This is a genomic window from Acidisphaera rubrifaciens HS-AP3 (assembly GCF_000964365.1).
Taxonomy (GTDB): domain Bacteria; phylum Pseudomonadota; class Alphaproteobacteria; order Acetobacterales; family Acetobacteraceae; genus Acidisphaera; species Acidisphaera rubrifaciens.
This window is the reverse complement of the sequence record NZ_BANB01000645.1, coordinates 1-2,085: the sequence shown is the minus strand read 5'-3', so window position 1 is coordinate 2,085 and position 2,085 is coordinate 1. Positions and strand designations below refer to the sequence as shown.

Sequence of the window (2,085 nt, the reverse complement as noted above, 5' to 3'; positions counted from 1 at the left end):
GCAGGCGGTGGCGGCGGCCGATCCGCGCACCGTGCGCCCCGACCTGGCGGAGGCGATCGCGCGCCACGATGCGACGCTCGACGCCGCGCGCGGCGAGGTGGTCGCCCGGCGGCATGCGCAGGGCAGGCAGACGGCGCGAGAGAATCTCGCGGCCCTGTTCGACGCCGATAGTTTCATCGAATACGGCGCGCTCGCGGTCGCGGCGCAGCGGCGGCGGCGGTCCATGGACGAGCTGATCCGCCTCAGCCCCGCCGACGGCGTGATCGCTGGCATCGGCACGGTGGAGGGCGCGTCCTGCGCCGCGCTTGCCTATGACTACATGGCGATGGCCGGCACGCAGGGCTTCATGGGCCACAAGAAGACCGACCGGCTGCTGCATGTCGCGCATGACCTGCGGCTGCCGTTCGTGCTGTTCGCCGAGGGCGGCGGCGGCCGGCCGGGCGAGACGGACGTGATGGGGGTGGCGGGCCTTGACCTGACGACGTTCGCGCGTTTCGCCGGGCTGTCGGGGCAGGTGCCGGTGCTGGGGATCGTCGCCGGCAACTGCTTCGCGGGCAACGCGGCGGTGCTCGGCTGCTGCGACACGATCATCGCGACCGAGGATGCCAGCATCGGCATGGGCGGCCCGGCGATGATCGAGGGCGGCGGCCTCGGCGTCTTTCGCCCCGACGAGGTGGGGCCGGCATCGGTGCAGGTGCCGAACGGGGTGATCGACCTGCTGGTGCGCGACGAGGCGCAGGCGGTGGCTGAGGCGCGGCGCTATCTCCGCTATTTCCGCGGGCGCACCGAACCGTCCGGCTGCGCCGATCAGTATCTGCTGCGCGGCGCGGTGCCGGAGGACCGCAAGCGCGCCTATGACATGCGGCGGCTGCTGGCCACGCTCGCCGACACCGACAGCGTGATGGAGCTGCGGCGCGGCTTCGCGCCGGGCATGATCACCGCGCTGGCGCGCATCGACGGCCACCCGTTCGGCGTCATCGCCAACAACCCGATGCATCTGGGCGGGGCGATCGACGCCGTGGGCGCGGACAAGGCGGCAAGGTTCCTGCAGCTGTGCGAGGCGCACGCGCTGCCGGTGCTGAGCCTGTGCGACACGCCGGGCTTCATGGTCGGGCCGGAGACGGAGCGCACGGCGCAGGTGCGCCATGTCTGCCGCATGTTCGTCGCCGGGGCGGCGATGACGGTGTCGATGTTCTGCGTCGTCACGCGCAAGGGCTATGGCCTGGGGGCCATGTCGATGGCGGCGGGCGGGTTCCACGAGACGGTGTTCACCGCGGCGTGGCCGAGCGGGGAGTTCGGCGGCATGGGGCTGGAGGGCGCAATACGCCTCGGCTACCGGCGCGAGCTGGAGGCCGAGGCCGATCCGGCGGCGCGGCAGGCGCTGTTCGAGACGCTGGTGGGCCGGCTCTATGCCGAAGGAAAGGCGATCAGCATGGCGTCGTATCTGGAGATCGACGCGGTGATCGACCCGCGCGAGACGCGCGACTGGCTGCTGCGCGGCCTGGCCGCCGCGCCGGCGCGGCGCGCGCGTGCTCCCCGCCGTTTCATCGATACGTGGTGATATCGTCCGCCCGGCTGTCGAAACCGGCCCGTCCCGCGCGTCATGGGGTCAGGCGCGCGAGGGCGCGCGCCGCAACCGCAGAAATGGAGGGACGACGATGCTGTATGCGATCCTGGCGTACGAAACCGACGACGCCTTTGCCGCGCGGACCGACGCGGCGCGCGAAGGTGCTTACTGGGGCGCGTGGCAGGCCTATGCCGACGCGGTGAAGGCGGAGGGGCTGCGGCGGGCGGGCACGGCGCTGCAGCCGGGCGCGACGGCGACCACCGTGCGGGTACGCGACGGGCGGCGGCAGGTGCAGGACGGGCCGTTCGCCGACACCAAGGAGCAGCTCGGCGGCGTCATGGTGATAGAGGCGGTGGACCTCGACGCGGCACTCGACTGGGCCGCCCGCTGCCCGGCCGCCACCTACGGCGCGGTGGAGGTGCGCCCGGTGCTGCCGGGCAATTGCTGAACCATGGCGGCGGTGGCGCGCGCGGTCGCCCGGGGAGCGGCCGAGGCGGCGGCGCGTGCCGCCTATGGCC

General features: G+C 73.2%; 2 protein-coding genes. Both read left to right on the top strand.

What is annotated here, in order from left to right; genetic code table 11:
* Positions 1 to 1,561 (top strand): acyl-CoA carboxylase subunit beta (locus B8460_RS15825; protein ID WP_048862577.1); only part of this gene is annotated, 1,561 nt, incomplete at its 5' end.
* A 97-nt stretch (positions 1,562 to 1,658) separates the two neighbouring features.
* Positions 1,659 to 2,015: a YciI family protein gene (locus B8460_RS15820; RefSeq protein ID WP_048862576.1), complete on the top strand. Its 357-nt coding sequence runs from the start codon at positions 1,659 to 1,661 to the stop codon at positions 2,013 to 2,015.
* Positions 2,016 to 2,085: the final 70 nt, after the last annotated feature.